Genomic DNA, 23,835 nt, shown 5'->3' with positions numbered 1-23,835 from the left:
GGCCCTATTTTCAAAATATCACTTGCCTATATAGCATATTTATACTATAATTATAAACAATACATTTGAAGGAGACTGCTATGAAACGAATCATTAGAGCCTGGACTAAGGCAAGCCTCATCAAACGAATCCTTATTGGAATGATTTTTGGAGCGACATTGGGGATGCTCTTCCCAAACCTTACAGAAATTGGTCTGCTTGGAGACCTCTTTGTAGGTGGACTGAAAGCCATCGCTCCTATTTTGGTTTTTGCCCTTGTTGCCAATGCCCTTTCCCAACATCAAAAGGGACAAAATACCAATATGAAGACGGTTATTTTCCTATATTTGCTTGGAACCTTTGCTGCTGCATTGGTGGCTGTTCTAGCTAGTTTCTTACTGCCTGTGCAAATCACCCTGACCAGTGCAAATACAGAAGTTGCTGCTCCTGACGGTATTGGTCAAGTCCTCAGCAACCTCTTGCTTAAACTGGTGGACAATCCTTTGAATGCCATTGTTGAAGCCAACTATATCGGGATTCTCTCTTGGGCAGTTATCTTTGGCTTGGCTATGAGAGAGGCAAGTAAACACAGCAAAGAATTGCTGAAAACCATGGCAGATGTCACCTCTAAAATCGTGGAATGGATTATCAACCTAGCTCCCTTTGGGATTTTAGGCTTAGTGTTTAAGACCATCTCTGATAAGGGCATTGCCAGTCTGGCCAACTACGGTGTCCTCCTAGGTCTCTTGATTGCTACCATGGCCTTTGTTGCTCTCATCATCAACCCGCTCATCGCCTTTCTCTTTATGAGGAAAAATCCCTATCCCCTTGTTTTGAAATGTCTACGTGTCAGTGGTATTACAGCCTTTTTCACTCGTAGCTCTGCTGCCAATATCCCTGTCAATATGAAACTCTGCCAAGACTTGGGACTGAATCCTGACACCTACTCTGTCTCCATCCCGCTTGGTTCGACCATCAACATGGCTGGCGCTGCAGTTACCATTAACATCCTGACCCTGGCTGCCGTCAACACACTCGGAATTTCGGTAGACTTTGGGACAGCATTTGTGCTCAGTGTCGTGGCTGCCATTTCTGCCTGCGGTGCCTCTGGAATCGCTGGGGGATCCCTTCTCCTCATTCCTGTCGCTTGTAGCCTCTTTGGGATTTCCAACGACTTGGCTATGCAGGTTGTCGGGGTCGGTTTTGTGATCGGAGTCGTGCAAGACTCCTGTGAAACAGCCCTGAACTCTTCAACAGATGTCCTCTTTACAGCGGTTGCCGAGTATGCTACAAACCGAAAACTTCGCCCCTAGTCTCTGATTTCTCGTTAAACACTTGATTCTATTAGTTTAGGAAATTTTCATGTCTCTCACTCAACGCACGACCAAACTGGTCTTAGCGACCTGTCTCGCTTGTTTTCTCGCTTATTTTTTAGATTTATCATCAGCAGTTTCAGCTGGAATCATCGCTCTCTTAAGCCTCTCCGACACGCGCAGAAGCACGCTGAAATTAGCACGCAACCGCCTCTTTTCCATGCTCCTAGCGCTCGCTATGGGTGTTCTAGCCTTTCAGCTGATGGGCTTTCACATCTGGAGTCTGGGCCTCTACCTGGCTCTTTATGTCCCTCTCGCTTACAAAATGGGTTGGGAAATCGGCATCACCCCTAGCAGTGTCTTGGTCGGTCATCTCTTGGTACAGGAGTCTACTTCTCCAGAGCTCTTGCTTAATGAAGTACTCCTCTTTCTCATCGGGACAAGCTTTGCTCTGTTGGTCAACCTTTATATGCCCTCTCGTGAGAAAGCCATCCAAAGCTACCACCTTCAGGTCGAAGAAAAATTAAAAGACATCCTGCTTCGCTTTAAATACTATCTGTCAAGAGGAGACGGACGCAACCAAGCCCAACTCGTTGACCAATTAGACAACCTCCTCGATGAAGCCCTCAAGCTGGTCTATCTGGACCACTCAGATCACCTCTTTCACCAAACGGACTACCACATCCACTACTTTGAGATGAGGCAGCGACAAAGTCGCATCCTACGAAACATGGCCCAGCAAATCAACACTTGCCAGTTAGCAGCAAGTGAAAGCTTGATTTTGGCCCAGCTCTTTTCTAAGATTGCTTCCCAGCTAAGCCAGACCAATCCTGCTCATGACTTACTTGATGACATCGAACGCTATCTACAAGTCTTCCGCAATCGGAGTCTCCCTAAAACACGCGAGGAATTTGAGACTCGCGCCACCCTCCTGCAGCTACTACGCGAAGCCGAAACCTTTATCCAGGTCAAGGTTGATTTTTACCAAAAATATGGAAATTAGAACGCAAAGAACCTCAGAGGACTTCCTCTGAGGTTCTTGTGTTTTTCATTTGGGAGGTAAGTTCCTCCTCTCGCACTGTTCTCAAAAAAGAAATAGCAACTCCTAGTCGTCCATCACACCGCCAGTCAGATGGTACATGAGGTAAATGTGTTCCAAAACTTTTACCTTATCCATATGGTCTATATCTTTAAAGCCACCTAATGCTAGAAGTGGAACAAAACCGAAACATTCATCGTAGGCTAATTGACCATGTTTGGCAACAGCTTGCCTATATAAATTAAGTTCAAAGTTATCAGTCACATATGAATTATCTAAAAATCGAATGAATAAATCCAGACCCTTACAAATAATATCCAGATCCTGAATATTATATTGGACAATTCCCACGTAGGTATTCTTTTCCCAAGTAATAATATCTCCAAATGCTGTTACAAACATAGGAAAAGCGACATCTCCTCTGAAATAGCTATCTTGGAGAAGTTCAAGATAATCATCTGGATTAATTACCTTCAGATAACCATCAAGAAAAGTTCCTAGACCATCTTCCTGCCAAATTTGAACTAACTCAGCTGGAACTTGATTTTTATATTTTTCAATAACATCTTTGGGCATATCTGCCACTTTTATAAAGTTTTCTAACATTTTTTCCTCCTTTTTCAGTTTATAGACAAAAATATTAGATGCTATTCCCCTCATTCGTAGAAAATCTAAAATAGGTTGCTTTCCCTCCCAAATAAGTCGGGTAGCTTTACAAAGAGGAAAAAATTTCCTCATCTGGCTCATTCAGAATCGTCTGAATATCTCCACCATTAACTACTACTAGGTAGTCCTCTGGTAGAATCAAAGATTTTATTAGTTTTGGATTCTTTTTCAATATTTCAAAAGCATACATAGCAACAAAATCATCTGTATCTTGATTTTGATAGCCAACAAACCATCCCGAATCACCTTTTCGATCAGTATCTTGTCTCTGCAAATAGTAATGTTCACACTCAAAGACACCTTTAGCCAACACTATTTTCTCATCAAATCTGATTTCAGAAACTTCAATATTAAGCTCTTTAGCTAGTGTGCTTTGTTCAGACTGAATCCAAAGAGCCAAGGTCAAATCATCAGTAAACTCTTTAAAAGGGGTTGTTTCATAGTTGACTGACACTATCCTAAATTGGTCCATGTTCAATTGAACAAGTTTATATATGTTGAAACCGATTTGTATTAGCAGGCCATCTTGTATTCGTTCCTTCGAGGGCAGTACATTCACAACTTTGAGCCATTCCTCAAAAAGACCTTCAGAGAATGTCCCGTAAAAGATCAAACCATTCTTCTCTACTTTTGTATCAAGCACTTCCGTCATTTTTCAACCTCCTGAAAATTTCATTTTGTAGCTTAGTTCTAGCTTCACGCTCCAAAGCTATCATTTTTTCTCTTATCTCAGCCGGAATATCTCCTAATTTGGAATGCCCCTGCCAATCACTCCAAGTTTTAGACCCTTTGGAACTATTGGTAGGTTTACCTAATCCCATAAAATTATCCTCAAGATTCAAAACCTCTACCTTATCAACATCAGATAGAGGAGCAAATCCATCCATTTCGGTAATTTCTTTCATAGAGACAATATGGTCTGCTTCGAGGGTTTCAACTGGATAACCATAAATTGGATCAAATTTTTCTCCATCAATATTATTGACATGATCGCGTATCTCTTGACTTGGTGTTTTCTTGCGAAGAGAATTATATTCTTCTTTTGAAATTCCTTTAGAAGTACTCGCTACATCATCACTATGCTTAGCCAACTGCTCGCTGGCTTCTTGGCGGAATTCTTTACTTGCTTTCTTGCCGACTTGTTCTGCCGCTTCTTTCATGCCTCGAGCGACATCATCAGATGCATTGTGGACACGGGCACCACTTTTTGTAAAGTTGTCACTAAAGTTTGCTGGCTCTACAAACCTAGTATACCATAAAACCTATAGACCAACGTTTGATAAACCAGAAAAGACCACCATTAAGGTGGTCTTTTCTCCAATTTCGTGCCTTATTTCCAATTACGAAGGTCGCATGTCAACTGGGAGCGAGGTTGGACTCACAACTGATATTGATGAGGTTAAAAATAGGAAAAACTCCCCTCCGACCCCCTAGACGAAGATAAAAAATTTATTACACTACAGAAGGTCTCATAAAATCATAAACATCTATCTGATGTTCTTCAAACAATTCCTCTAACTTCTGTGCTCCCACTTCGGCTCCATGCTTTTCTATAAATTGAAGCTCAGCTTCTGTAATCGGGATAGCTTGTAACCACGTAACATACTCTTCATCAAAATCAAAAGATTCTAAATCCCACAAGAAAGGCTGAGTGAAGAATATATGATTTACTTTCGCATTGGGATAGTAATTTCTAATAATATTTGGATAGACTGCACCTGGAGAGATGCTGTACTCTCCCCTCACAATATTAAAACCACAGTCTGCTATAATATTTGGAAAATATTCCAGCTCCGCATCAGCTGCTCCAATGATTTCAACTCTTAAAGGCTTACCATTTATTCGACGATAAATGGTATATTCTGATAAACCGATTGTTGCTGCAGTTGTTAAATAATCATCCGGACAATTCTCTCCAATGAATAAATCTAATTTGTTATCGTGATTTCTAAATGTATAGGCTTGAGGAACTCCCCCTACAGCCCTTGCAATTTCCTGTGCAATTTTAATTTTATCGTATTTCATTTGATTCTCCTCTTAAAGTTTGCTGGCTCTACAATCCCAGTATACCATAAACCTTATGGACCAGCGTTTGATAAACCACAAAAGACCACCTAAATGGTGGTCTTTTATCAAACAAACTATTTCCCATTATGTTCTCTTTGGAAGGCTTCCATAGCCTTGAACTGTTCTAGTTCTTTTTCATTAGCTGGTTGCTTGCCGAGATATTTATATTCAAACAAGTCCATTCGAGCACTTGGACCATAACCACTTTCCAACCATGGGGCATAATCGAAGTCTACTGATAATTTATTATTTTCATCTAAGTGAATAATACAAATATACCAATCTGCCAAGTCGTTCTCAACAAATACTTTTTTTAATTCTTGCGACTTCTCAAACAATCGATCTGTTTGACTATAAATTTCGAATTTATCTACACCAAAATCTCTAGGAATGTATAAATAATAGTGATATTCATTCTTATATTTAAAATAAAAATAAACTTCTCCACTAAATGTTTTGTCCATTTCAATTACAATATACAAATCATCCCACTCTACTGGAATCATATCGTTGGCTTGATGCACGATTTCGATAATTTTTTCATTCATTAGTTCTTCCATTCTATCCTCCGATTTGCTTGGATCTTTTTTTCGTGTTTAGTTTTCCTCATCTGTGAATGGAACTGCATCCTTACTGATAGGTCACTATCATAAAAATAAGGAGCAAGACAAACAGGGCTAAACTGAGCAAGAGGGTTACAATTTTTACCAATCGGTTGTTCTGCCAGTATCCTGGTTTTCCGATATTGCTGGTCGCATCCATGGAAAAGAGTTGGCTTTGGCGAGGTTGGATGAGAACTAGGATAATCAAGGCGACAGCTAGGATTATGCCTACAATCATCAAAACTTCCATCATTTCACCTCAAGATTCCTAATAATGTAAAGATCAGGCTAATAAGGATGAGCAAGCCGAGTAAAATAGAGAAGGTTTTACTGATTTTTTCTCCTCTACTAGGCTTTTCTTTCTTAAGCGCTCCTTGCTTTAACTCTTCCATGCGTCCTTCGACATCCTTGTAAAATAAATCTTTTTTAGTCATGTCCTTCCCCTATTATCCTTTCCATCCTCTCTTGGTAAGTAGCTAAGTCCACATAGTTTGCATGGCGACCTTGATGTCCAAGGGCTTGGCCCATCTTGTCAAGACTGCTGATAGCTTCTTGAATCCTCGCAATCATGTCTCCAACAGTCTGCACATTAAAGAGGTGTTCTGGAGCTGTGTAAGATCTGTTATGAGCTGTCTGGTCAAAGGCTAGGATGAGCATATTGTGCTCGAAGGCTTGACGGACAGCATCCAAAAGCTCGTTTCCATAATTGATATCCAGATAGAGATCCGACAGCTGAAATAGTTCTCGAATCTTTTGTGGACTAGCGTTTTGGTAGAGAACGACATTGGGATAGGCAAGTAAGGCCAGCAACTTGGACGACATTTCAGTCACCGCCGCGATTCGGAAGGTCACCATTGGCAAGGACTCTATCAGGGTTTCGATATGCTGGATCTGATCTGAGTTGGTAACAATCAAGGCATCTGCTCGGACGAAATTTTCTCTTTTGAACTGATAATGATAGCCTAGATGGACAAACTTGTCATGATAGGCTGGATTGGTCAAGGCCAAGGCCTCTTCATAGGTATCCTTGTCTGGTATGAGGATCTGCTTGGCTCTCAAGTCCCCTTGCTCCAAGAGCAGCTGCATATTACCAGGAAGACAACCATCTAGTGGTTCTTGCCAGACCAAGATGTCCCGTCCACTCTTGTCTGGATAATGGTATGAGACCAAGAAAGAGGTTGCGAGAGTGTTAAAGACAAGGTGGCGAGTATCGATTCCCAAGTCTTGCAAAAAGAAAATCGTGAACTCCACTCGATTTTTAAAATGGCGCATGGCTTGTCCGGGCAAGGTTAGGAGAATATCGCCTGTCACATGGTTTTCCAGTAGGATCTCCTGTCCCTTTGCATCCTGATACTTGGTCAGGATAGCCTGTCCTTCTGCACTATAGGTGGTCTTGGCAAAGCAGGCTCCGTATCGGTTATAGTGGTCTGCTTGGCAGATGCGACCGGATAAGTCCTTCCAGTCGACTTGCTTGACCAAACGGGCCTGAGGTGCATCCACATAGTGAATCACGCCCCTCTCCCGAGAATCCTCTAGGATATGCGCAGACTGGTTATTGCCCGCAATCTCCCAAAATTCAGGTACAGCTACTTGGTTAAAATAAAGAGCTTTTCCCGACTCGTAACCTAGATAGTAGGTAAAGGGAGAAAGAATCCCATCTGGGAGAAAGCCATCTGGCTCGATCACAACCGTGACATGGGACAGACCAGCAGCTTCTAGACTTTCGTGCAAATCTCGGCTTTCCTGACCATATCGATCAAATAGTTGAATCATGCAGGACCTCCTCTATCGTTTTCTTCCACTTGCCCCTTACTTTATCTGTTAAAAATTCTCTCGCTAGGTCATAAGATGCTGTTCTCATATCTGGCAAATGATTTTCCTGATAGAGCTGGCAGATCTTTTCCGCGAAGGCCCTTTTAATTTCCATTTCAACATGGTCGTCCGAACTTGGGATCAAGTAGCCATTTTGACCGTCCTGGATAAAGGTTTGGTTTCCATAAGGCACATCAAAACCAATCAGGGGCAAGCCTGACCCAACCGACTCCATCAAGGTCAGACCAAATCCCTCACTGGTAGAGGCTGTCAGATAGACTTCATACTGGTGATAGATCTGAGATAGGTCTGCATGTCCCTTGAGCTGGATATAGTTTTCCGCCTGGTGAGCCGTGATGATTTCCCTTAAAAGGGATTCTTCACCCCCACTTCCATAAATATCAAAGGTAAGCTCTGGAAGGACTTGATGGGCCTGGATGACTGCCTTGACGAGCCAGTCGATGTGTTTTTCCTTGGCCAAACGAGAAGCGGTAATGAGAGAAAATGGCTTGCGTTCCCTAGCAGGCTCGGTCAGCTGATCAATGCTCCCAACTGGAATCGTGACGATTCGTGGACGATGCTGACTGTACTGAGCAAATTGACCTTCAAGAACTTCCTTCTGCCGATCCGTAGACACGATAAAACAATTGACCTTGTCCGCATTTGTAAATTGATACTCATAGTAGTTATTCCAAAGGAGATAGTCTTCGTTGCTAGCATTCTCACTATAGTGCTCCGCGTGAACGACAACTGCTAGATGGGCCTTTTGCGCTTCTTCAAAAACAGCCTGACCAATGCCTGTTTCCCTATCCAAGATAAGCAAATCAGACTTGCTTAAAGTCAAACTTTGCATAAAATAACGCATAAGTGCTGGCTTGCCATACAAGATCCGGTCCTTAAATCGATAGACCTCTTCTTGTCCTTCAGTCAGCAACATATCGTAAGCGGTGCTGCCATCTTCATTGAAAAAGGTTCGTTGGTACAGTCTAGCCACCTGATCTTTGGGTGCGAAATATTCTGTACAGTAGCGTGTGTAGGAGAAATAATCCTTGCGAATCAAGTTCCCCCCAAACACATACTCTGCATGCTGCACTAGATTCTTGGCCGAGTCTACCAAGTAGCAGGTCACAAACTTATCCTCATCTGAAAAGTAGACGCGCAAGACCTTGCCGTCCTGCTCCCTATGACTCTCAAGGCCACCAAAAGAGGCCAAGACCTCGTCAACTGTAACACTGGTCGGTGCTAGCTTGATATCTGTAAAATGATTGTAAAGCCAGATTACCTGATTATCCGCAAAGCCGATATTGGCCGTTAAATGCTGAATATTGTCTGCTAAAATCAAGTCGGTAAAGATAAACTTAGACGCTAGGTCTAAACTTCTAAAAATCCCTGCTCGGTAGGCCTGGGCATATTCGACACCACTGCTCGCCCAACCGATTCCTAGATTTATATTGTAAATTGTCATATGATCCTCTTTTTATGGAAAATGGGTGAGAATCTCACCTTTGGGCGTTACTTCCACAATCCCCATGAGAAGATTGCGTACCATATCTGTACGGATTTGTTGCTTCATGGTTTCAAAGCCAGCATAGGCCTCCTGATAGTACTCCACGATAGGGTTCTTTTGAGAAGCAGACTGGCTCCCGATTGCTAGACTGAGCTGTTGGAGGTAGTCGACTTGCTCAACCCAGTTGTCATCAATCGCCTTGAGCATAGATATTCTCAGAAAAGAATCATAGAGCTGGTGAAGTTGGAGGACTTCCTTTTTAGCTGCGATTTCCTTGGCTATTATTTTCTCTAGTAAATTTCTAACCTGACCCGCATCAGACAGGTTTAAATCATCTGGTAATTCTCTTATCCCAAAACTAATATTGGTCACGATGAAGTGAAAGAGTTCTTGGGGACTGCTATAGGTTTTTTCTGAGATTTGTTTGGTATAGTCTGCCAGTATATCCTCAAGAATATCTTCCAGGTCACGACTTCCATCCAGCAAACGATCTCTTTCTTTGTAGACCATTTGGCGTTGGATATTGACGCTTTCCGCATACTCTAAGGTTTGTCTGCGCGCAGAGCGACTGGCACTATCACTAGCCTCTTGGGCTTTTCTAACGAGATTGCGGTACTTGCTAGTCTTGAGTAGGTTGGGTTGTCTGATGTCCTCTACTTGATAGTCTTGATATAGGTCATGAACCCAAGACGGCCCGAACTTTTTGATCACATCATCTTCAAGCGACACGAAAAATTGAGACATACCCGGATCCCCCTGGCGACCAGATCGCCCTCTGATTTGCAGGTCAATCCGTCGGCTCTCCATCCGCTCGGTACCAATCACAACCAATCCGCCCAAGTCTGCTACCTCTGGACCGAGTTTGATATCTGTCCCTCGACCTGCCATAGAAGTCGCAACGGTCACTGCCCCCATCTGTCCAGACTCTGCGATGATTTGGGCTTCACGCGCCGCATGATTGGCATTGAGGACATTGTGGGAAATCCCTTCTCGCAAGAGCAAGGACGAATACAGCTGAGACATTTCAACAGATCCGACAAAGATAAGGAGTGGATTGCCTTTGGCGTGGTAGGTCTTGATAGCTTCGAGAGAGGCATACACTTTCTCAGGGAGGGTCACATAGAGATTGTCCGGATGGTCCATTCGCCTAAGTGGGCGATTAGTCGGGATACGAATGACAGACATGTTGTAGGTTTCGAAAAACTCTTTTTCTGCCACCTTTCCCGTTCCTGTCATACCTGAGATTTTACGAAACATCTTAAAGAGACTTTGGTAGGTGATTGAAGCCATGGCTCTGGTTTCAGGAGAAAGCTTCACATGTTCCTTGGCTTCGATGGCTTGGTGGAGACCTCCTTGAAGCTTGGTCATTTCCATCAAACGTCCTGTACCCTTATCCAACAAAACCATCTCTTGACCTCGAACCAGATAATCCTTGTCCTTGGTATAGAGCGTGTGGGCTCTGAGAGCATAGACTAGATGCCGAACATAACTTGCGTACTCTTCCTTATAGAGATGGTCGATTCCTAGGAATCCTTCAACCGTCTGGGCTCCCTTTCGGGTCAACCAAACCTGGTCTTTTTCTTCCTTGTAGATGTAGTCTATACCCTGAACCAAAGTCGTCACTAGGGTATCAATCATCCCATAGTAGTTAGACTGGACGCGGGGAGACCCTGCAATGATCAAGGGAGTTTGGGCACTATCAAGTAGAATATCATCGATCTCATCGATGATGACGTAGTTAAAGGGAGGCAGGAATTTCCCCTCACGAGTGGAGGCAAGGTTGTCATTGAGATAGTCAAATCCCAGTACACTATTGGTCGTGTAGACGATATCTGAGGTGTAGATCTTTCTTTTCTCTTCGGCAGTCAAGTCCTCCTTTGGATCCTCTGAAAAGGGAAGACCGACAGTTAGACCTAAAAATTGGTAGACTGGGCCCATTTCACTTGCGTCCCGTCTAGCCAGATAGTCATTGGTCGTGACTAGCATACTGCCTTTACCCGTTAAAGCATTGAGGTAGAGGGGCATAGTTGCAGTCAAGGTCTTGCCTTCACCCGTATTCATCTCAGCCACATTTCCTTGGTGGATCACAATGGCTCCCATGACCTGCACATCATAGGGAAAGAGACCCAAGACCCGTTTATCCGCCTCACGGACAAGGGCATAGGCTTCTACCAATAGCTCATCCAAGGATTCTCCTTGGGCAAGACGCTGGCGAAACTCCTCTGTCTTTGCAGCCATTTCCCCATCACTGAGAGCAGCCATCTCTTCTTTGAGGGCATTGATTTGGCTTACAAGTTTCTTGACCTTTCTCAGTTGTCTTTCCTGATACAAATGATTAAACACCAGCATCCTCCTCAATAGAAAACGAAGCAAAATCAAGAGCCTCAAAACCTGCACTAATCAAGGAAAGTCGATAAGTATAGGCGGCTTCAGGATAGGTAAAAGTAAAGGAAAATTGCCTTTCAATCTTCTCCTCGACTATCTCCTCATAACGATTTAAAAAGGTCAGTTTGAGATAAAGTCCATTGGCTGGTTGAACCTGCATCTTCATAGATAGACGGTAGGTGTGATTTTTCTTGAGAAGAGGGAGGCTGGGCTGGCTTCTAGTAGCCTGGTAGTTGACGCTGGAAAACCAAGTTTTAAGGGTTTCACCTGAAGCCAGCAAAGGATTTTTCAGGGTAACATGACCGTCTGCATGATAGGTGATCTGGCTCCCGTAAAGATAAGTGGCTCCCATCTCACCCCACCTAATATCCTCTCTCTTGATGATAATCATGTCTCACCTCTTCCGTATTCTTCTAGTATCATCTTGTAAAAATGAATAAACCAGGCAACGTTTGTACCTGTGTCATCATTGTGTCGACCTGCGGTTCCTTTGGACAAAATCTTGGCTCCTGTCTGGCAAAGAGTCTCCACTAGCTGGTCATAGGCACCACTATCCATATCCTCGTCCTTCATGTAAGAAAGACCAAAGGTCGTCTGGGAAAAATCAGCTTGTTTAAATCGGCTCCAAAAACGTTGATCCAAGTCCTTCATGTCTTTTTGGCTCACTCCTCCTGTCTGAAGGTGCAAGACATCAAAGCTGGTCGGGAAAACTCCTGGCGCCTCTAGTCGGCCCCGCTGTGCGATGGTTCCTAGATTGGTCAAGGGTTTTCCGACTACGATTCCCTTGGGCTCAAAGTTAGAACCATAATAGAGGGCTGGGAAGGTTCCCATTGACAGGCCAGATAGGATCAAGTCACTTCTATCCAAGCCTAGGTAGTCTAGATAGTGTTGGATTGTTGCCTGTATGTTGTCTTCCAACTCCTCAGTTCCAAGGTAAAAGGCTCCCCCTTCTAATCGAGGATCCGAAAAGAGGAGAAAGGGGCATTGGAGATTCTTCATCATCCAGTAACCCTCAAAGCCTTCCGCCGGACGGTAACCTGAGAAATAGACTGCTAGAGGGGGCTTGAAATCCCCTGGGTAAAAGAAATAGTTGATTTCCTCACGTTTTTCATCATGCAGGATATTGCCACCGAGTATAAACTTTCCAAACTGTTTCCGGCTCCAGCGTTGATGGAGATTGCCGATGTTGACCTTTCCCTGACCACGCGCTTCAAGAGAAATGCTCAGATAAGCGTCATAGTCTTGCTCCACAATGATTGCTGAGGCAAAGTCTGCTTCCTCGAGGAGAATGTCCTGTCTAATCTCTGAAATGGATCCTGCTGGGATCTTTCGCAAACGCAAGCGCAATTCCACTGGTCCAGTTTTTTCATATTCGAGCCAGAGTTCGATTGGTGAATGGGCTTGGACGGTCTGATTGTAGGCCCAAGAGGCTATCTGGGTATAGGTCTTCCCAAAGTCTCCTTCTAATTTCAGATGCTCAAACCCTTGATAGGAGACAGAGCCTTGAAAACTCGGGTGAATCCTTATCGTAGCTGGACTCAGCTTGTCTCCATAACCACCTTCAAAGAGGGAGGTGGAGAGGTCCCGAACAAAGCTCTGTCGGTCAGACAGGTCCATCGCTTGCATGCAGTGCTGTTTGATGAGGTTCTGAATGTTTTTATCCTGACTTGCAAACTGCTCCGGATAGAAAACCGTATAGGGTTCCAAGCTAGACGCAAAAGGCAACAAATCTACTAGGTAGGCCCCATCCGTGAGAATGACAGCATGAAAGTGATCTAGGTCATTCTCATCCATGATTTTCTGGATGTCAGACGATGTGTTGGGAGAAACATGATACCAGTCTAGTTGGGCTGGTAGGACAAGTGTATCTCGCCAATCCTCTGGACCGATTTGCAAGATCTTATATTTCTTTTCCATGAGTCACCTCCTCCAGCCACTTTTCTAGTTTGATTAGGAATTGCTCCCCAGTGTGTTCCTTTATCTTTTCAATCGAATGAATCAGGGAGTCATTCCATATCTGCAGGCTGTCGAGATAGTAATGGGCAGCTTGCGCAAAATCCGCAGTATTTTCCAACAGATAGCCATTCTTCTGATGGCTAACATACTCTGTTTTGACCCTGTTGATTTGAGGAATACCAGCACTGATGCCTGCTATCTGGGTATAGAGGAGAGGCTGCCTGTTCAAATCGACAATCAAACGAACAAATTCCAGTTGCTTGATTAACTCCGATTCATCCTTCATATTGACAAACGAATAGCGCTTGCTCTGATGGCGATTGTCCTCAAGTGGATTTTCAGCTCCTTGGTAATCTACTTCCTTCTCCAGTTCCTGGTCTGGAAATCGCTCTGCAATTATCTCAGAAACACGTGTTTCCAGCTGCTTCATTTCTTCTTGACTAGCAGCAAAGGCTCCAAAAACCAGCTCCGTATCCTTGTTTTCAGAAAGAAAATGCAAGACCTGATAGAGGGCTTGGTCCTCTATCCCCTGCTCAAAGTCCAGTTGATAGTAGAGGAGCGACTCCTTCCGAGTCTGGCTCTTTCCCAGCTCCAAGCGGGTATCAAAAGGCGATAAATGGCGAAACTTCATTGCTTGTTCTGAAAAGGCAGACTGAGCCAAGTGCAAGGTGTCCTCTCTGTCGACCAGAACAAGGTCCACCTTATCCAGCAGACCTGCCAACTGAGATAATCGCTCTTGAGGATTTCGTCCGATAAAAAGACTGAGAACCTTAGTGGTTTGGTGAGGCAATCGTTCTAAAAGGAAGTCATTGTGCTGATCACAAGCAGGCAGAAAATAGGTCGCTCCTCCCTCAGGGAGTTGAGCTATTTTCTTCTCAAAAAACTCCGCAATCAAATCTCCCATATCTTGGTAGGCCTCTTTTTGGAAGCGAAAAGCAAAGATAGGATTGACCTCGATACGGCCCCCATCTTGCAAGTACTCTCTAAACTGCCACAGTCCCTTGGGATTGAGGTAGTCTTGGTAGAGAGCCTGACCATCTTGGTAGTAAATCACACTGGAAACCAGCCCCCGATCATCCATCAGGTAGTTGGCGAACAAGAGCCCATCTTCCTTGAAATACTGAATCGTACTAATGAAACCTTCAATCCCATGCTCCACCTGAGCATAGGGCTTTCCATTTCTCAAAACTAAAATGGTAAAGGGACTGTAAACAAACTCGCAGTCCTCTTCCCACTCAATATCTCGGAGCTGCAAGACCTGCGATCGAATCTCGTGAAAATCCTGCAATTCATCAAATAAGGAATAAACCTGTGCTTCTAAAATACCTTGGCGATGGAGAAAATAGCGAAGATGAGGCTGATAGGACAAAAGGAGGACCTGTGCAGGGATACCTTGGTGTTGCATCAAGCGAATCTGATTGAAGGTGTCATCAAATTCTAGCTTAAAATGAGAAAAATACCAAGGTGTCAAATCGGCATGCCAGGGGCGCTCCTTGCCATACCAGGCTGGGATAAAGTAATACATCAAAACCTCCTAGAATAGTGGCCGATACCTTTCATTTAGTCTGAGCGCTTGCAGTTCGTCGTGAATTGTAAACAACATGCCACTCAAAATTAAAAAGAGTCCGGGAATCATGCTGACTTTTAACAAACTCTCATCCTTCAAGACAAACAAGATCGGAAGTCCAGCCAAGGTAACGTTAAAGACTGCACCTATCAGAGCAAATCGGAGAACCAAACGATTGATAAAGCGACTGGTATCCTCACCAGGATAGACCCCGTAGATGTAATCTCCTGATTGCTTCATCCGATCTGCAATCTGTTGACCACTCACATTGACAAAGGCAAAGGCAATGCTAAAGACAAAGAGGATAAGGATATAAGCGTAGATCCACAAGGGTTTCCCCATCGCATACTGCTCCAGTATGGCAGGGTAGAGAGGATTACCCTTATCCAGATGTTGAAGCAAGATCAAGAGATAGGAAGGTAAGCCCATGAGACTCATCACATACATATAAGGCATGCCACCCGCAGGATTGAGCATGATTTCCAGATAAGAATAGCGTTTAAAGCGAGAATGAAGTCCGATCTTATTGATAGGGATGCGGTATCTAGCTCGGTAAAAGAGAACAACTAGATAGGTAAAGAGGACGCCAAGTATCAGCAACAGGAAAAGCAACCAAGGAGAAATCTTATGAACTTGGACCGATTGGATGATGTCCTGAGGGAGTGAAGCCACCATACTTGCCAATAAAATGACGACAGGGCCTCCAACTCCGATAGATGCATTGATGTCTGACAGCCAAACCAAGAAGAAGGTCCCCGCAACCAAAAGGCTAGTATTGAGGAGAAAGACCAAGAAGGGATTGTAGGGAGCTTGGACAGGAAGATTTGTAGTCAAGGCCAAGGCCTGAATCGAGGCAATCCCTAACGTCAAGTACATTTTCCGTCTATCCTGGACTTCCGAAGAAACCGAGTTTAAGCCCAGTTTCTTTGAAAAGGAAAACATCTGCCACAAGATCATAGCTGACATCCAAGGTGAAAGCCCGATGGAAAAGAGAGAGAGGCTGCGAAGATTTCCACCAGTTAGGGCTACTGAAAAGTCCAGATAGGCTGCGCTGCCTCCGAGAAAATTCCGACTATTGAGGTCAACAAAGGGAAGAGCGATACGACTTCCGAGCACATAAATAAAGAGCAAAGACAGGGTGTGCATCCCTTTTTTTACTGCTATCGATGAACGAAATTCTTTCACTAGCTCCTCCTTTTCTTTTTATCTTTCTGTCCTGTCACACGAGGCCAATCCAGCCTTTTTATCTTAGCATCTTCAAATCTCAATCTCAGTTTTCTCGTCCAGATAAGCCTTCAGAACTGCTACCATTTCTTCTGGTCTTTCTGCTGAGAAAATACCTGCATAGGCACTTTCAGGCAGTTCCTGCGACTGGGTATTGTCAAAAGTCAAGATTGGTTTCTCAAAGCGTGAAACATAGTCATAAACAACACTCAACTTGTCATCATGGTTAATATCAAGGTAGACATCTGTCTGCTGGATCAGTTTCTCGACCAATAGGGGGAAGGTGTTGGGATAGAGGGTCACATTTTCAAAACGTGACAAGAGCATGAGTTCAGGTGCCATCGTCGTATAGGCTGCAATGTAGAAATGCACCTCTGGCAAGGCTTGAACCAGATAGTCGATTTTCTCAAGATGCCAGGAGTTGGTCAAATTAACACAAGTCATAACTGGCTGATAGACTGTGACTGGATAGTCAATTCCTGCCTGACGCCATTTTTCAGCAATGGCAGACCACTCCATCAGATGATAGTGCCACCAAACCTCACGCAAACGCCCAACCGAATGAGTATTCCAAGGTTTGTCCTGAGAGAGGAAATGCAAAATGGCTGGCAGGGGCTCTAGGGGAATCTGGAAGATAAATTCATGTCCATGTGAGGCAGCCCCACTGTCAAAGCCAATCTAAAAATTATAGTTCTGATCCAGAGGAGTGTAGCTGTCATGAAAGAGCATATTGAGGATAGACTGGTCCCCTTCACTGACATGTTGGTGTTCCCGCTCCGTCAGTTCAACTAGCTCTTGTCTCACAGTCTCTGCTCGCCATTTTTTGTTATTGATCAAGAGTACACCTGCATTAAAGCCAACTCCAACACCAAAACAAGATGGTGCGGCAGCCAAGTAGTTTTCCCCCAAGTCCATTTCAAAGAGGGGCGTCAAATCAGCCGTCACTACCAGATCACTGTCCAAGTAAAGAACCTTGTCCTCTTCGACAAAATCAGGGATAAAATAACGGGCAAAGGTCATGTGATTGATATGGGGCAATTTGTTGCTCCAGTTCATCTGAAACTGGGCACCAAGCATCTTTACATCCACTAACTCACCGCCCATCTGCTCTACTATCGGTCTGAGAGCGCGAAACCACTCCTGGGGAATATCCTGGTTAAAGATATAGACCTTGACATGGCTATTATGGTAGCAGAGAGATTTGAGTGCTGTTTCAATCTGACGAATATAGGCATAATCTCCTGCAAGAACAATTGTTTTTTTAATTTAGTTTCCTTCAGTTTACAACGACTGCTTCTTCGATTTCAAAAACGTGCGAATAGACTCAATCATTTCATCTACGGCTGTAGATGAGTAGACTTGACTAAAACCACTTGGGTCATGACTAGTGGTCTCAAAAGCAAATACGGGGATTTCTCTTTGTTGCACTTCTTGGATAATGTTTGCAATTTCATCCTCATGATTGATATCCAAGTAAAAGTCGATCTTTTCTAAGACCTTTTTGACATTCATAGGATTAAAGTAGGGATAGAGGCGTACGTTCAGATGCGATTGCAAATTCATAATCTCCGGCGCAAAGTTGGTATGAGCTAGGATAGAGAACTCGACATCTGGCAGTTCTTGGATCAGGTACTCGATTCTCTCTATGTGACAAGTATTTGTAAAAATTGCGGTCGCATACTGGGGTTCTTGGACTAAAGACGCCAAACCTTTATGGAAATCACATTTTTTCATGACGATATCAGACCACTCTAGTCCGTAGTAAAACCACCAGTCCTCCCTAAAACGATTGAGGTTGATTTGGTACCAAGGCTTGTCCCCGGTATAATGGATAATCTTGGTTGTCTTTTCAATAGCAAGAGAATCGCTATACCAAGAATCCATCTGGTAATTTCGAGCCACTGTATCCATGCCAACCATAAAATTATAGGTGGCTGGCAGCGGTTTCCAGCGACTTTCAAAGAGGTGATTTAGTATGCCCTGATCACCAAAAACTTGATCATGTAGCTGATTTGTCAAGCTCAACAAGTGCTCCGTCACCTTCTCTTGGCGCCAGAGAGCGACATTAATCAGCAAGACACCTGAATTAAAAGTGCTAGGAACTAAGGCATCTGCCACAGCCGCCACGGGACAGTCTGCCATGTCTTCTAAAAAGAGTTCATCTAAGTTTGATCTAACGATAATATCCGAATCCAGGTACGAGGCTAGGTCTTCGTTAACATACTGAGGTATAAAATAGCGAAAGAAAGCTGCGTAACTTAGGTGAGACAAGGGAAGATGATACCCTTTTAAGCCATGATGACTAATCTTGACATTGACGATTTTTGAGGCTAGGGGCTCTAAACGTCTCTCCATCAGTTGAAACCATTCGGATGGCAAATCGTCATTAAAAATATAAAAAGTCACTGCTCGGTTATGGGCACAGATTGACTTGATTGTTGTTTCAATCTTGTCCATATAACCATTATCACCACCTAGTACAATGGCTTTTTGAAGCTCTTTTCCCATTTCATCCCCTTTTCTTTTCACATTCTTTTGGCTACTTTTCTACTACTATAGTCCTGATTTTTTCGATGATTCTCTCACCTTCCTATTATACCTTTTCCCCTAGTTTATTTCAAACTCCAAAGAGGATTTTCCCCTTCTCGCATATAGAAAAAACCTTTGAAAAATCATGTTTTCAAAGGTTTTCCATTTTAGTATTTATTCATTGATTTTTATATCTTATCAATGACTTTATTCATCGTCCTTCTGACCCTTCTTTGCAAGAAGACCGATCCCTGTCACAGCTGCCAATGCTCCCAATAAAGCAGATGCTACGGAAGTCGACGCTCCTGTATTTGGCAAGACTTGTTTTGGCTTGCTTGAAGCAGATTGACCTTGGCTTGCAATGTTTGCCATTGAGAGAGAGGTGCTTGTTGAAGTAGATGCCAGAGCACTTGCTGACGCAGATCTACTAATAGAATCTGAAGTCGAGAGACTAGTACTAATCAACTCAGACTGACGCGATGATGTACTTGCTGAGATTGAAGCACTTGTTAGAGCCGATTCACTGGCTAACACGCTAGCTGAGAGTGATGCGCTCGTCGAAGTAGATTCGCTCACTGAAGTACTTGTTGAGATCGAAGCACTCTCCAACGCCAACTCGTCTGCTAGCATACTTGCAGAAGTTGATGTACTTGTTGATGCCGATTGGCTAGCGCTTGCTGAAGCGAATTGACTCGAGCTTACAGATACAGACTCACTCGCACTGGCTGATGCAGACTGGCTCGCACTTACAGATACTGACTCACTTGCGCTGACTGACGCAGATTGGCTAGCGCTCAACGATTCAGACTCACTTGTGCTAACTGAAGCAGACTCACTAGCACTTACAGATGCTGATTCACTTGAGTTTACAGATGCAGAGTGGCTAGCGCTCATTGAAGCGGACTGACTTGAGCTTACAGATGCAGACTCACTCGAACTTACTGACGCTGACTGGCTGGAGCTTACTGACGCAGATTCACTGGCGCTCGTTGAAGTCGATTGACTCGAGCTAACTGATACTGATTGGCTTGAGCTTACAGATGCTGACTCACTTGAGCTTACAGATGCGGATTGACTGGCACTCAATGAAGCAGATTGACTCGAGCTGACTGAAGCCGATTCGCTTGAACTTAAGGATGCTGACTGACTGGCACTTGCCGATGCAGACTGACTCGAGCTGACTGAGGCGGATTGGCTGGCGCTTGCTGATGCGGATTGGCTGGCACTTACTGATGCGGATTGGCTAGAGCTCAATGACGCAGACTGGCTGGCACTTGCCGACGCAGATTGACTCGAGCTCACTGAAGCGGATTGGCTGGCGCTTGCTGACGCTGACTGACTTGCACTCACTGAGGCAGACTGGCTCGAGCTGACTGAGGCTGATTGGCTGGCACTTACCGACGCAGACTCACTTGCGCTCGCTGACGCTGATTCACTCGCACTCACTGAGGCAGATTGACTGGCGCTTGCTGATGCGGACTGGCTGGAGCTGACTGAAGCAGATTGACTTGTGCTGACCGATGCAGACTCACTCGAACTTACAGAAGCCGATTGACTCGAGCTCACTGAAGCGGATTGGCTGGCACTTGCTGAGGCAGATTGGCTGGAGCTTACTGACGCTGACTGACTAGCGCTTACTGAAGCGGATTGGCTCGCACTTGCTGATGCTGACTCACTCGCACTTACTGAGGCTGACTGGCTAGCGCTGACTGAGGCTGACTGGCTTGAACTCACTGAAGCGGATTGACTAGAGCTCGCTGAGGCTGATTCACTTGCACTTACTGAAGCTGATTCGCTTGAGCTTACTGAAGCTGACTGACTTGCACTCACTGACGCTGACTGACTCGAACTTACTGATGCAGACTGACTCGAACTTACTGATGCAGACTGACTAGCGCTGGCTGAAGCGGATTGACTTGAACTTGCAGACGCAGATTGACTAGCGCTGGCTGAAGCGGATTGACTTGAACTTACCGATGCAGATTGGCTAACGCTGACTGATGCTGACTGGCTTGAGCTTACTGAGGCTGACTCACTCGCACTTACAGAAGCGGATTGACTAGCACTCAATGATGCCGATTGACTTGAACTTACCGATGCTGACTGACTAGCACTTACTGAAGCAGATTCACTTGTGCTTACTGATGCCGATTGGCTCGAACTCGTTGACGCTGATTGGCTTGAGCTTACTGAGGCTGACTGGCTGGAGCTTGCAGATGCAGACTGACTGGCGCTCACGGATGCTGATTGGCTGGAGCTCGCTAAGGCTGATTGACTAGAGCTCGCTGAAGCGGATTGACTTGAGCTCACCGATACAGATTGGCTCGAACTTACTGATGCAGACTGACTAGCGCTTACTGATGCAGATTGGCTGGAGCTTATAGATACTGATTGACTAGCGCTCGCTGAAGCAGATTGGCTTGAGCTTACGGACGCTGACCGGCTAGAACTTACCGATGCAGACTGACTCGAGCTTACTGAAGCGGACTGACTCGAACTTGCTGAAGCCGATTCACTTGAGCTTACTGAGGCGGATTGACTCGAACTTGCAGATGCAGATTGACTAGCACTCACTGATGCTGATTGGCTTGAGCTTACGGACACAGACTGGCTGGCACTTACTGAAGCCGATCCGCTTGAGCTGACAGACGCTGACTGGCTCGCGCTCGCTGAAGCAGATTGGCTTGAGCTTACGGACGCAGACTGACTAGCGCTCGCTGAAGCGGATTGGCTCGAACTTACTGAAGCTGATTGGCTATTACTTACTGAAATTGACGCTTGATTTGGCGTGATTTGCCCATTAAATGTATCTGAAACCAAACCATCCACTGTCGTACTTGCAGTCACCGGTCCACTAGGAAGTCGTCCTCCATTACGATCATATACTTTCTTCAACTCATTTGCAGTAAAGGTTACACTAGTCGAGCTCCCCGTTGCTTGTTTGGTGAATGTTTCCCCTGCAATTGTAAGAGTAACAGTCCCACCTGGAGTCACTCCATCTACCGTAATCGCTTGATTTGTGAGACCACCTTTTTCGTTAAGGAAACGTTCCTCAATTCTAGGTGTCTGAGGGCGAACCTCAATCGGAATCTCTACTTCATCCGTACTTCCATCTGGATAAGTTACCACTGCAGTCAAAGTATGCCGACCAGCAGACAAATTCGTATTGGTCCCAGATTTCCAAGTATAGGTTGTCTGAGTCCCTGGAGTTATCCCTGTAGTCGGGAGTTCTGGGGTACCTGCTGCATTCGTGATGTACTGACTGGCTTCACCAACAGAAATAGTCCCTGAATTGGCCGTTAGAGTAAAGTTTCGATTCACCTCAGCATTGATAGCTGGTTCGTACTTTTCAGACTGAGCATGGACTTCAAATTGAATAGCTGCAGGGTTGGCTGTTAAATCTTTTACAAGACCTACATCAGTAGTATTTCCGCTAAAATTACCTTCCTGATCATAGGTAAAAACATAACGGGTCCACAAACTATTTACTACTTGATTTTTTCCAACAGATCCTGATATTGAAGCTATGAAAGGATTGGTTGTTGTCGCATTTCCATCCTTCGCTAGCCTATCTGTTGGAACAATCATTCTGATACTTTGACCATTACTCGTAGTGAATGAGACAACAGTTGAAGTAGCCGGATAGGCCGCGGGAACAGCAGTAGGAACAAATTTTGCATGTTCAATTCGACCACTGTTATCAGTAAACTCAATGGTCGCAGAAAAATTTTCTTCTCGATAAATTTTAAATTTTTGTCCTTCTAGAACTGCGCCACCTGTAACAGTTATTTTCTGAAGTTCTGGCTTCTCAGTATCCCTAGCAGCTCTGAAGCTAGCGGTATTTGAAGCTTTGGTCAAAGCTTGTCCGTTTCTGCTGTCACGAAGTCCAGACTTGGCACGTAACACAGTATTTGCAATACTATTTCGAGCTTCTGTAGCTTTTTGTAAGATAGTGGCAAGGTCAGAAACCTCCCCTTTCAAGGCATCTTCTATCTCATTCTTAGTTAGACTAGCCTTGGCAATTGCCTCATCCGAGTTTGGAAGTCCCTGCGCTTGAGCTAGAAATTGCCCAATCTCAGCAGACAAGGACTCTAATTTCTTCCGTTTTTCTTCATTTTGTTTTTCCGTCAAGGCCAGGGAGGTCATAGTCAGACCTGATTCAGCCGTCGCACCTTCATCCTTTACAAAACCAGACTGACTGTGAGACAAGGATTCTGTAGAAAAATCAACTGCTTTTAATTCTTTTGAAGGTTGTGATTCTTTCACTGTCTCCCGAGCTGACTCACTTGCTTGGTACTGACTTTGAACACCAACTGAAGCTCTCTCTGACAGACCACTATTCGCTTGATTTTGTGTCCCAAGGGATTCACTTGAACTAGCAGTTACACTTTGACTGTTTGCAAAGGACTGACTAGTAGAAGCAGAGTCGCTCATCGACTGGCTCATGCTAGAAGAGCTTGAGGCACTGATAGACTGACTCGTAGAGGCAGATTGACTGGCGCTCTGCGAATTGAATTCTGACAATGACTGGCTTTGACTGGTAGACAAAGACAAGCTAGTAGTATCTTGATAATCCTGTGTCGTCCCTAGCACCAATGAATCTCTCGTCGCCAGAGTATCTTTCGATTCGACAGTCTTCTCAACAGCTACTGCATCATTGGCATAAACACGCGTTTGCGTCGCAGCAAAACCACCTAAGATCGTCCCCGTAGCTGCTATCCCTTTCAAGACATCCAAGCCCGTCAACTTCTGACCTTCTTGCTTTTCAACCATTTCTGTCTTTACTTGGCTCGTATCCGCGCTTCCACGCATCACCTTAAATAAGCCAAAAAGGGAAGTCGAGGCCCGTAGCCAATGCTTCCCTGATTTGATTAATTTGAACCGAGTTACACGGTCTGTTTCTCTATATTCACCCTTCTGGTGTCTAAAAAACATGTTCATTCCCTCAACTTGAAAAAGATCTATTCACCTATAAAATACTATCTTCTTATTATATACCAAATATACCGACAATTCAATATCCATAACACATCCTAAAGAAAGAAAATGATTTCAAAATAACTTTATTTCAAATCTATTCTGTTTTTTCAATATAAATTATATTTTTATCTATCTATTAATATATTTTATTTATTTTTAACCATTTCGAACTGCTTTAAAAATTGAGCAAACAGTTCCAATTACTCAGG

Annotated in this window: 18 protein-coding genes and 1 pseudogene; 2 read left to right on the top strand and 17 right to left on the bottom strand. The window is 44.3% G+C overall.

The window, feature by feature from the left end; translation table 11 throughout:
- The first annotated feature begins 80 nt into the window (after nucleotides 1-80).
- A complete protein-coding gene (gene sstT, locus AC4ME5_RS05965; protein WP_491800324.1) occupies nucleotides 81-1,292 on the top strand; it encodes a serine/threonine transporter SstT in 1,212 nt (403 codons plus the stop codon).
- Nucleotides 1,293-1,341: 49 nt separating this feature from the next.
- A complete protein-coding gene (locus AC4ME5_RS05960) occupies nucleotides 1,342-2,295 on the top strand; it encodes an aromatic acid exporter family protein (protein ID WP_491800323.1) in 954 nt (317 codons plus the stop codon).
- Nucleotides 2,296-2,397: 102 nt separating this feature from the next.
- Here the strand turns inward: AC4ME5_RS05960 and AC4ME5_RS05955 are convergent, their stop codons facing one another.
- From AC4ME5_RS05955 to AC4ME5_RS05875, 17 genes and pseudogenes are all read right to left on the bottom strand, one after another.
- Complete coding sequence (locus tag AC4ME5_RS05955; protein WP_491800322.1) at nucleotides 2,398-2,937, bottom strand: T6SS immunity protein Tdi1 domain-containing protein; 540 nt, start codon at nucleotides 2,935-2,937, stop codon at nucleotides 2,398-2,400.
- Nucleotides 2,938-3,043: 106 nt separating this feature from the next.
- Nucleotides 3,044-3,649 (bottom strand): immunity protein Imm33 domain-containing protein, encoded by a 606-nt coding sequence (locus AC4ME5_RS05950; RefSeq protein WP_491800321.1) that lies wholly within the window; start codon nucleotides 3,647-3,649, stop codon nucleotides 3,044-3,046.
- A complete protein-coding gene (locus tag AC4ME5_RS05945) occupies nucleotides 3,633-4,157 on the bottom strand; it encodes a hypothetical protein (RefSeq protein WP_000656481.1) in 525 nt (174 codons plus the stop codon). The genes AC4ME5_RS05950 and AC4ME5_RS05945 overlap by 17 nt, the downstream gene beginning before the upstream one ends.
- A gap of 292 nt (nucleotides 4,158-4,449) precedes the next feature.
- Entirely contained in the window at nucleotides 4,450-5,022 is a 573-nt protein-coding gene (locus tag AC4ME5_RS05940; RefSeq protein WP_000872725.1) for a suppressor of fused domain protein, read from the bottom strand.
- 116 nt (nucleotides 5,023-5,138) lie between these two features.
- Nucleotides 5,139-5,624: an immunity protein YezG family protein gene (locus AC4ME5_RS05935; RefSeq protein ID WP_044021262.1), complete on the bottom strand. Its 486-nt coding sequence runs from the start codon at nucleotides 5,622-5,624 to the stop codon at nucleotides 5,139-5,141.
- 70 nt (nucleotides 5,625-5,694) lie between these two features.
- The gene (gene asp5 / locus AC4ME5_RS05930; protein WP_491800320.1) at nucleotides 5,695-5,919 is read right to left on the bottom strand and encodes an accessory Sec system protein Asp5; all 225 of its coding nucleotides are present in this window, start codon (nucleotides 5,917-5,919) and stop codon (nucleotides 5,695-5,697) included.
- Between the two features lies 1 nt (nucleotide 5,920).
- Nucleotides 5,921-6,100, bottom strand: coding sequence for an accessory Sec system protein Asp4 (gene asp4 / locus AC4ME5_RS05925; protein ID WP_247923996.1), 180 nt, complete (start codon nucleotides 6,098-6,100; stop codon nucleotides 5,921-5,923).
- Nucleotides 6,093-7,439 (bottom strand): accessory Sec system glycosylation chaperone GtfB, encoded by a 1,347-nt coding sequence (gtfB, locus tag AC4ME5_RS05920; protein ID WP_490211332.1) that lies wholly within the window; start codon nucleotides 7,437-7,439, stop codon nucleotides 6,093-6,095. The genes asp4 and gtfB overlap by 8 nt, the downstream gene beginning before the upstream one ends.
- A complete protein-coding gene (gene gtfA / locus AC4ME5_RS05915; protein ID WP_491800319.1) occupies nucleotides 7,423-8,943 on the bottom strand; it encodes an accessory Sec system glycosyltransferase GtfA in 1,521 nt (506 codons plus the stop codon). The genes gtfB and gtfA overlap by 17 nt, the downstream gene beginning before the upstream one ends.
- A gap of 12 nt (nucleotides 8,944-8,955) precedes the next feature.
- The gene (secA2, locus tag AC4ME5_RS05910) at nucleotides 8,956-11,334 is read right to left on the bottom strand and encodes an accessory Sec system translocase SecA2 (protein WP_491800318.1); all 2,379 of its coding nucleotides are present in this window, start codon (nucleotides 11,332-11,334) and stop codon (nucleotides 8,956-8,958) included.
- A complete protein-coding gene (asp3, locus tag AC4ME5_RS05905) occupies nucleotides 11,321-11,761 on the bottom strand; it encodes an accessory Sec system protein Asp3 (RefSeq protein WP_491800317.1) in 441 nt (146 codons plus the stop codon). The genes secA2 and asp3 overlap by 14 nt, the downstream gene beginning before the upstream one ends.
- Nucleotides 11,758-13,287 carry an accessory Sec system protein Asp2 gene (asp2, locus tag AC4ME5_RS05900; protein WP_491800316.1) on the bottom strand — a complete coding sequence of 510 codons (1,530 nt, stop codon included), beginning with the start codon at nucleotides 13,285-13,287 and terminating at the stop codon, nucleotides 11,758-11,760. Before asp2 ends, asp3 begins: the two co-directional genes overlap by 4 nt.
- On the bottom strand, nucleotides 13,271-14,851 hold the full coding sequence (asp1, locus tag AC4ME5_RS05895; protein WP_491800315.1) for an accessory Sec system protein Asp1: 1,581 nt from the start codon (nucleotides 14,849-14,851) through the stop codon (nucleotides 13,271-13,273). Before asp1 ends, asp2 begins: the two co-directional genes overlap by 17 nt.
- Before the next feature lie 9 nt (nucleotides 14,852-14,860).
- Nucleotides 14,861-16,078, bottom strand: coding sequence for an accessory Sec system protein translocase subunit SecY2 (gene secY2 / locus AC4ME5_RS05890; RefSeq protein ID WP_491800314.1), 1,218 nt, complete (start codon nucleotides 16,076-16,078; stop codon nucleotides 14,861-14,863).
- Between the two features lie 72 nt (nucleotides 16,079-16,150).
- Nucleotides 16,151-17,383, bottom strand: a pseudogene (locus AC4ME5_RS05885) (glycosyltransferase family 8 protein).
- A 15-nt stretch (nucleotides 17,384-17,398) separates the two neighbouring features.
- Nucleotides 17,399-18,625: a glycosyltransferase family 8 protein gene (locus AC4ME5_RS05880; protein ID WP_491800313.1), complete on the bottom strand. Its 1,227-nt coding sequence runs from the start codon at nucleotides 18,623-18,625 to the stop codon at nucleotides 17,399-17,401.
- Between the two features lie 228 nt (nucleotides 18,626-18,853).
- Nucleotides 18,854-23,581 carry an accessory Sec-dependent serine-rich glycoprotein adhesin gene (locus tag AC4ME5_RS05875; protein WP_491800312.1) on the bottom strand — a complete coding sequence of 1,576 codons (4,728 nt, stop codon included), beginning with the start codon at nucleotides 23,579-23,581 and terminating at the stop codon, nucleotides 18,854-18,856.
- Nucleotides 23,582-23,835 lie beyond the last annotated feature (254 nt).

The sequence above is a fragment of the Streptococcus sp. A69 genome (assembly GCF_058556195.1).
Note: the sequence above shows the minus strand (reverse complement) of the source record. Positions and strands in the feature narration are given on the sequence as shown.

Coding starts and splice junctions, on each gene's coding strand:
- AC4ME5_RS05875 (WP_491800312.1), bottom strand. CDS start 23,581: ATGTTTTTTAGACACCAGAAGGGTGAATATAGAGAAACAGACCGTGTA.
- AC4ME5_RS05940 (WP_000872725.1), bottom strand. CDS start 5,022: ATGAAATACGATAAAATTAAAATTGCACAGGAAATTGCAAGGGCTGTA.
- asp1 (WP_491800315.1), bottom strand. CDS start 14,851: ATGTATTACTTTATCCCAGCCTGGTATGGCAAGGAGCGCCCCTGGCAT.
- AC4ME5_RS05950 (WP_491800321.1), bottom strand. CDS start 3,649: ATGACGGAAGTGCTTGATACAAAAGTAGAGAAGAATGGTTTGATCTTT.
- gtfB (WP_490211332.1), bottom strand. CDS start 7,439: ATGATTCAACTATTTGATCGATATGGTCAGGAAAGCCGAGATTTGCAC.
- AC4ME5_RS05880 (WP_491800313.1), bottom strand. CDS start 18,625: ATGGGAAAAGAGCTTCAAAAAGCCATTGTACTAGGTGGTGATAATGGT.
- gtfA (WP_491800319.1), bottom strand. CDS start 8,943: ATGACAATTTACAATATAAATCTAGGAATCGGTTGGGCGAGCAGTGGT.
- asp5 (WP_491800320.1), bottom strand. CDS start 5,919: ATGATGGAAGTTTTGATGATTGTAGGCATAATCCTAGCTGTCGCCTTG.
- AC4ME5_RS05935 (WP_044021262.1), bottom strand. CDS start 5,624: ATGGAAGAACTAATGAATGAAAAAATTATCGAAATCGTGCATCAAGCC.
- sstT (WP_491800324.1), top strand. CDS start 81: ATGAAACGAATCATTAGAGCCTGGACTAAGGCAAGCCTCATCAAACGA.
- AC4ME5_RS05955 (WP_491800322.1), bottom strand. CDS start 2,937: ATGTTAGAAAACTTTATAAAAGTGGCAGATATGCCCAAAGATGTTATT.
- AC4ME5_RS05960 (WP_491800323.1), top strand. CDS start 1,342: ATGTCTCTCACTCAACGCACGACCAAACTGGTCTTAGCGACCTGTCTC.
- asp4 (WP_247923996.1), bottom strand. CDS start 6,100: ATGACTAAAAAAGATTTATTTTACAAGGATGTCGAAGGACGCATGGAA.
- secA2 (WP_491800318.1), bottom strand. CDS start 11,334: ATGCTGGTGTTTAATCATTTGTATCAGGAAAGACAACTGAGAAAGGTC.
- asp2 (WP_491800316.1), bottom strand. CDS start 13,287: ATGGAAAAGAAATATAAGATCTTGCAAATCGGTCCAGAGGATTGGCGA.
- asp3 (WP_491800317.1), bottom strand. CDS start 11,761: ATGATTATCATCAAGAGAGAGGATATTAGGTGGGGTGAGATGGGAGCC.
- AC4ME5_RS05945 (WP_000656481.1), bottom strand. CDS start 4,157: ATGAAAGAAGCGGCAGAACAAGTCGGCAAGAAAGCAAGTAAAGAATTC.